The following is a 6,251-nucleotide window of genomic DNA, read 5'->3' on the forward strand; positions in this document are numbered from 1 at the left end:
CCTAAGGGAGATTTGCCAAACACTGGTGGAGCAGACTTTACAGCATTCTCTACTATTCTTGGTCTAGTTCTTGCAGCTTTGGCAGGACTTGTATACCGTGCTAAAAAAGTTGACTAATCTTAACTTTGAATAACTAAAAAAGATGGCGACTGTTTTACAGTCCCATCTTTTTGTTTTGGATAGTTTATAATAATCTTCGCAACTCGTTCCCTTTTCCTTTAAAAAAATCAAAAATTTCGGTATAATAGTCAAAGATAGTCAAGGTTCAAAGAAGGAGTTTGATTTACTATGAGATTTAAAAATACATCAGATCATATCGAAGCCTATATCAAGGCGATTTTAGACCAGTCTGGTATCGTGGAATTGCAGCGGAGCCAGTTGGCAGATACCTTCCAGGTTGTACCGAGCCAGATCAACTATGTCATCAAGACTCGCTTTACGGAAAGTAGAGGTTACTTAGTTGAGAGCAAGCGTGGTGGTGGAGGCTACATTCGCATAGGGCGTATTGAGTTTTCCAATCATCACGAGATGCTACGCGATTTGCTTTATTCAATCGGAGAGCGAGTTAGTCAGGAGATTTATGAGGATATTCTCCAGCTTTTGGTGGAGCAGGACTTGATGACCAAGCAAGAGATGACCTTGCTGACTTCTGTAGCAACAGATCGTGTCCTAGGGGAAGAATCTTCAGTTGTCCGTGCCAATATGCTCCGACAGCTATTACAAGAGGTAGATAGAAAAGAGAAGTAAGATGAACTATTCAAAAGCATTGAATGAATGTATCGAGAGTGCCTACATGGTTGCGAGCCATTTTGGAGCCCGTTACCTAGAGTCTTGGCATTTATTGATTGCCATGTCTAATCACAGTTACAGTGTGGCAGGTGCGACTCTAAATGATTATCCATACGAGATGGACCGTTTAGAAGAGGTTGCGTTGGAACTGACTGAAACCGACTATAGCCAAGATGAAACTTTTACGGAATTACCCTTTTCCCATCGTTTGGAGGTCCTCTTTGCGGAAGCAGAATATGTAGCCTCAGTGGTACATGCTAAGGTGCTAGGGACAGAGCATGTCCTCTATGCGATTTTGCATGATGGTAATGCTTTGGCAACTCGCATCTTGGAGAGAGCAGGCTTCTCTTATGAAGACCAGAAAGATCAGGTCAGAATTGCTGCTCTTCGTCGTAATCTAGAAGAGCGTGCTGGCTGGACAAGAGAAGATCTCAAGGCTTTGCGTCAACGCCATCGCACAGTAACTGACAAGCAAAATTCCATGGCCAATATGATGGGCATGCCTCAAGCTCAAAGTGGTGGTCTAGAGGACTACACGCATGACCTGACGGAGCAAGCGCGTTCTGGCAAGTTAGAGCCAGTTATCGGTCGAGACAAGGAAATCTCACGTATGATTCAGATTTTGAGTCGGAAGACCAAGAACAATCCGGTCTTGGTTGGAGATGCGGGTGTCGGGAAAACAGCTCTGGCACTTGGTCTTGCTCAGCGTATTGCCAGTGGGGATGTGCCTGCGGAAATGGCAAAGATGCGTGTTCTAGAGCTTGATTTGATGAATGTTGTTGCGGGGACACGTTTCCGTGGAGATTTTGAAGAGCGCATGAACAATATCATCAAGGATATAGAGGAAGATGGCAAAGTGATCCTCTTTATCGATGAACTCCACACCATCATGGGTTCTGGTAGCGGTATTGACTCGACTCTGGATGCAGCCAATATCTTGAAGCCAGCCTTGGCTCGTGGAACTTTGAGAACGGTTGGTGCCACCACTCAGGAAGAATACCAGAAACACATCGAAAAAGATGCTGCCCTTTCTCGTCGGTTTGCCAAAGTGACGATTGAAGAGCCAAGTCTAGCTGACAGTATGACCATTTTGCAAGGTTTGAAGGCCACCTATGAGAAACACCACCGTGTGCAAATCACAGATGAAGCTGTTGAAACGGCTGTCAAGATGGCGCATCGTTACTTGACCAGTCGTCACTTGCCAGACTCTGCTATCGACCTCTTAGATGAGGCGGCAGCAACAGTGCAAAACAAATCCAAGCATGTGAAAGCAGACGAATCCGACTTGACTCCAGCTGACAAGGCCCTGATGGATGGCAAGTGGGAACAAGCTGCCCAGCTAATCGCAAAAGAAGAGGAAGTTCCTGTCTATAAAGACTTGGTAACAGAATCTGATATTTTGACCACCTTGAGTCGCTTGTCGGGTATCCCAGTCCAAAAACTGACGCAAACGGATGCCAAGAAATACCTGAATTTGGAGGCTGAACTACACAAACGTGTCATCGGCCAAGATCAAGCTGTTTCAAGCATTAGTCGTGCCATTCGTCGCAATCAGTCAGGTATTCGTAGTCACAAGCGTCCGATTGGTTCCTTTATGTTCCTAGGGCCGACAGGAGTCGGTAAGACCGAATTGGCCAAGGCTCTGGCAGAAGTCCTCTTTGATGACGAATCAGCCCTTATCCGCTTTGATATGAGTGAGTATATGGAGAAATTTGCGGCTAGCCGTCTCAATGGAGCACCTCCTGGCTATGTGGGCTACGAGGAAGGTGGGGAGTTGACCGAGAAGGTTCGCAACAAACCTTACTCAGTACTTCTCTTTGACGAGGTAGAAAAGGCCCATCCAGACATCTTTAATGTCCTCTTGCAGGTTTTGGACGACGGTGTCTTGACAGATAGCAAGGGGCGCAAGGTTGATTTTTCAAATACCATTATCATCATGACGTCAAACCTTGGTGCGACGGCTCTTCGTGATGACAAGACGGTCGGCTTTGGCGCTAAAGACATTCGTTTTGACCAGGAAAATATGGAGAAACGAATCTTTGAAGAGCTGAAAAAAACTTATCGACCAGAGTTTATTAACCGTATTGATGAAAAGGTAGTCTTCCATAGCTTGGATAGCGAACATATGCAGGAAATTGTCAAGATTATGGTTAAACCATTGATTGCTAGCCTAGCAGAGAAAGGCATCGACTTGAAACTGCAAGCTTCAGCCCTGAAGTTGCTAGCTAGTCACGGTTACAATCCAGAAATGGGAGCCCGTCCACTTCGCAGAACCCTGCAAACAGAAGTGGAAGATAAGTTGGCAGAACTCCTCCTTAAGGGAGAACTTGTAGCAGGCAAGACCCTCAAGATTGGTGTCAAAGCTGGTCAACTAAAATTTGATATTGCTTAAAAATGGAGAGTCAGGAGCAGTCCTGATTCTTTTTTTTCTACTTTTTTATAAAAAAGTAGAAAAAACTATTGACAAAACAAAAATATAGTGTATAATAAAAACATAGAAAATAAAAATATCAAAAACTATAAAAAGGTAAAACGTTTATGAAAAAGAAAACAGCAGTGGTATTTGGGACCTTTGCCCCTCTTCATCAGGGTCATATCGATCTGATCCAGCGAGCGAAGCGTCAGTGTGACCAGGTCTGGGTAGTCGTTTCAGGCTACGAGGGAGACCGAGGTGAGCAGGTAGGTTTAAGTCTTCAAAAACGATTTCGCTATATCCGAGAGGCTTTTCGGGATGACGAGTTGACCTCTGTCTGCAAGCTGGATGAGACCAATCTTCCCCGTTACCCTATGGGCTGGCAGGAGTGGTTGGACCAGATGTTAGCGGAGATTTCCTATGATGAAACCCAGCAAGAACTGACTTTTTTTGTAGGAGAAGCAGACTACCAGCAAGAGCTAGCTAAACGTGGATTTGGCACTGTCTTGCAAGAAAGAAAGTTTGGTATCTCAGCGACTATGATTCGAGAAAATCCAAGCAAATATTGGAAATACATCGCTCAACCCTTCCGTCGTCAGTTTACAAAGAAAGTGTTGATTATGGGAAGTGCTAGCAATGGGAAGACCACTCTGGCCAAGGATTTGGCAAGGTATTACGATGCGCCCGTTAGTCTGGAATACGCGCGTGAGTACCAGATCAAAAACAATGTCCGCGATGATGAATTGACTCCAAAGGATTACTACTATCTCCTGTTGGGACAGTATGACCAGACCTCCAAGTTAATCGACAGCAATGCCAATCGAGGCCTAGTGATAGCCGATACCAACTCCTTGGTAACCAAGGGCTACTATGACTATTACATGGAGACTGAGGACCAAGGGGACTTATCAGGAGAAACCTTTGACAATCTCTTTGTTTCGATCTTGGCCAAGGAAAAATGGGACTTGATTCTCTTCGTGCAACCTATCGGTTCCTATGTCAATGACGGATTTAGAGATATGACCATGGCAGAGGACCACATTCGCTACAGTTTTTCCCAGCATTTGGATGAGATGAGGGAGAGATACTTAACGACTATTCCTTTAGTTTATCTAGCAGAGGATTATCTAGGCAATTATGAAGCAGCAAAAGTGGCTATTGATGCCATTTACCAAGCAGATTAGGAGAAAAATATGAAAAAGCTAACTGAAAAAATCACACAATTTATCGAAAACTTTAAAAATGTCCATGCAGAAGCCCGCAAGATCGGTTTTGCAGGAATCATGCGCTTGCTATGGAAAGATCTCTTTGTCGGCCGTAGTCCTTTCCAGTGGTTGTATCTCATCGCCTTGTCAAGTGTTCCCTTGATCTTGGAGTTTACACAAAATACGGAAAGTCATGACTGGCTGAGCTTGTTTGCATCTTGGACTGGGATTGTCTGTGTTATCTTGGTAGCAGAAGGGCGTGCAAGCAATTATCTTTTTGGGGCTATTAACTCAGCTATCTATTTGATTTTGGCCATGAATGCGACTTTTTATGGTGAAGTTTTAACGACTGTTTACTTCTTTGTCATGCAGCCGATTGGTCTCTATGCTTGGCTGTCCAATCGTATCAACGACCAAGGAAAACCAGAAGAATCCCACTTTGAAGCTAAGAAATTATCTGTTCTTGATTGGCTCAAGTACTTGGCCTTGACTGCTATTATCTGGATTGGTATGGGCTTGGCTTACCAAAGTATCAATAGCGCCCGTCCTTTCCGTGATAGTGTTACTGATGCGACTAATGGTGTTGGTCAGCTCTTGATGACACGTCTCTACCGTGAGCAATGGATTTTCTGGATTGCAACCAATCTCTTTAGTATTTATCTCTGGTGGGGTGAAAATATCCACATCCAAGGGATGTACTGGGTTTACACACTCAATAGTCTAGTGGGATGGTATCAATGGACCAAGGCAGTTCGAAAGGAGGCATAAGATGGCAGACACAAAGATTCCAGCCGGGATGACGGAAAAAGAATATTATGAAATCCATGCCAGTCAGGAGGAGTTTTTAGACTGGTACTACAAGCAGGAACTCCCTCAATATGAAAAACCAAGTGTGACAGTGGATATGGTAGCCTACTGCTTTGTCGAAGGAAAGATCAAGCTCCTGCTAATCCGTCGCAAGGCTCACCCTTATCAAAACTGTTTGGCTTTGGTTGGAGGCTTTATGGACAAGGGAGAAGATGCTGCACATGCCTGTCAGCGCGAGGTGAGAGAAGAAGTCAATCTCGATCTACCTTTGGAGAAAATCGAGCAATTGATGACGGTATCGACCCCCGGTCGTGATCCACGGGGCTGGACAGTGACCATTGCCCACTTAGTGTACCTACCTAGTCGTGCCTTAGACCTCGTTCAGGCAGGTGACGATGCCAAGGATGTGGTTTTTGTAGATGTTGATTTCCAGACAGGTAAATGCTACCTTGAGGGAGTCGAGCTGGACGAGAGAGCCTTCGCCTTTGACCATTATGCCATTATCCAAGAATCCATCAAACGAATCCAAGGCCGTCTCGACTGGAATCCGACCTTCCTTTATCTTCTGGAGGAGGAGTTCACTGTCTATGAAGGAACCGAACTAGTCAATCTCATCAACCCCGGTCGGCCCATCGTCAGCAATAACTTTCTCGTAAAATACGGCGAATATGTAGAAGAAGTCGGCCTCAAACGAGTGCCTAAAAAGAAACCAAGAAAAACCTATCGATTGAAATAAAAAGTGAGGTCGGGACAAAGTTCCCGACCTCTTTATTTATCATCATTTTTATGAATGGCTATCTTTCTTAGAATTGCTCAACAGGTGAGTAAAAAAGTCTTTGTATCGATACTTGAGATAGTTCTCATGTAAAAATAACAAAGCGATATAAACAATCATAAAGATTATAGTCAGATAGAAGACATCAAATGCAGTTCGCGCATAGTAAGTGGCTGATTGATAAGAGCCAATTGTTCCCAAAATCAACCAAGGAAGATACTTGTAATACTTATTTAGCATAAGAGCATACCTCCTATATTCT

7 protein-coding genes are annotated in these 6,251 nt (G+C 44.2%); 6 read left to right on the top strand and 1 reads right to left on the bottom strand.

The annotated features are described in order from the left end of the window. The first annotated feature begins 12 nt into the window (after window positions 1-12). From GMD4S_RS13975 to GMD4S_RS06630, 6 genes are all read left to right on the top strand, one after another. Window positions 13-117, top strand: coding sequence for an LPXTG cell wall anchor domain-containing protein (locus tag GMD4S_RS13975; RefSeq protein WP_254736248.1), 105 nt, complete (start codon window positions 13-15; stop codon window positions 115-117). 171 nt (window positions 118-288) lie between these two features. Next, complete coding sequence (locus GMD4S_RS06610; protein ID WP_001211258.1) at window positions 289-747, top strand: CtsR family transcriptional regulator; 459 nt, start codon at window positions 289-291, stop codon at window positions 745-747. Window position 748: 1 nt separating this feature from the next. Continuing rightward, entirely contained in the window at window positions 749-3,181 is a 2,433-nt protein-coding gene (locus GMD4S_RS06615; RefSeq protein ID WP_001109729.1) for an ATP-dependent Clp protease ATP-binding subunit, read from the top strand. Window positions 3,182-3,327: 146 nt separating this feature from the next. After that, window positions 3,328-4,386, top strand: a complete 1,059-nt coding sequence (locus tag GMD4S_RS06620) for an AAA family ATPase (protein WP_000730570.1) — start codon at window positions 3,328-3,330, stop codon at window positions 4,384-4,386. Between the two features lie 9 nt (window positions 4,387-4,395). Then, window positions 4,396-5,175, top strand: coding sequence for a nicotinamide riboside transporter PnuC (pnuC, locus tag GMD4S_RS06625; protein WP_000736880.1), 780 nt, complete (start codon window positions 4,396-4,398; stop codon window positions 5,173-5,175). Between the two features lies 1 nt (window position 5,176). Further along, window positions 5,177-5,950: an NUDIX domain-containing protein gene (locus GMD4S_RS06630; protein WP_000785841.1), complete on the top strand. Its 774-nt coding sequence runs from the start codon at window positions 5,177-5,179 to the stop codon at window positions 5,948-5,950. A gap of 48 nt (window positions 5,951-5,998) precedes the next feature. On the opposite strand, the gene GMD4S_RS06635 is transcribed toward GMD4S_RS06630, so the two are convergent. Continuing rightward, entirely contained in the window at window positions 5,999-6,229 is a 231-nt protein-coding gene (locus tag GMD4S_RS06635) for a hypothetical protein (RefSeq protein ID WP_000933131.1), read from the bottom strand. Between the last annotated feature and the right edge of the window lie 22 nt (window positions 6,230-6,251).

The organism is Streptococcus sp. GMD4S (genome assembly GCF_000296955.1).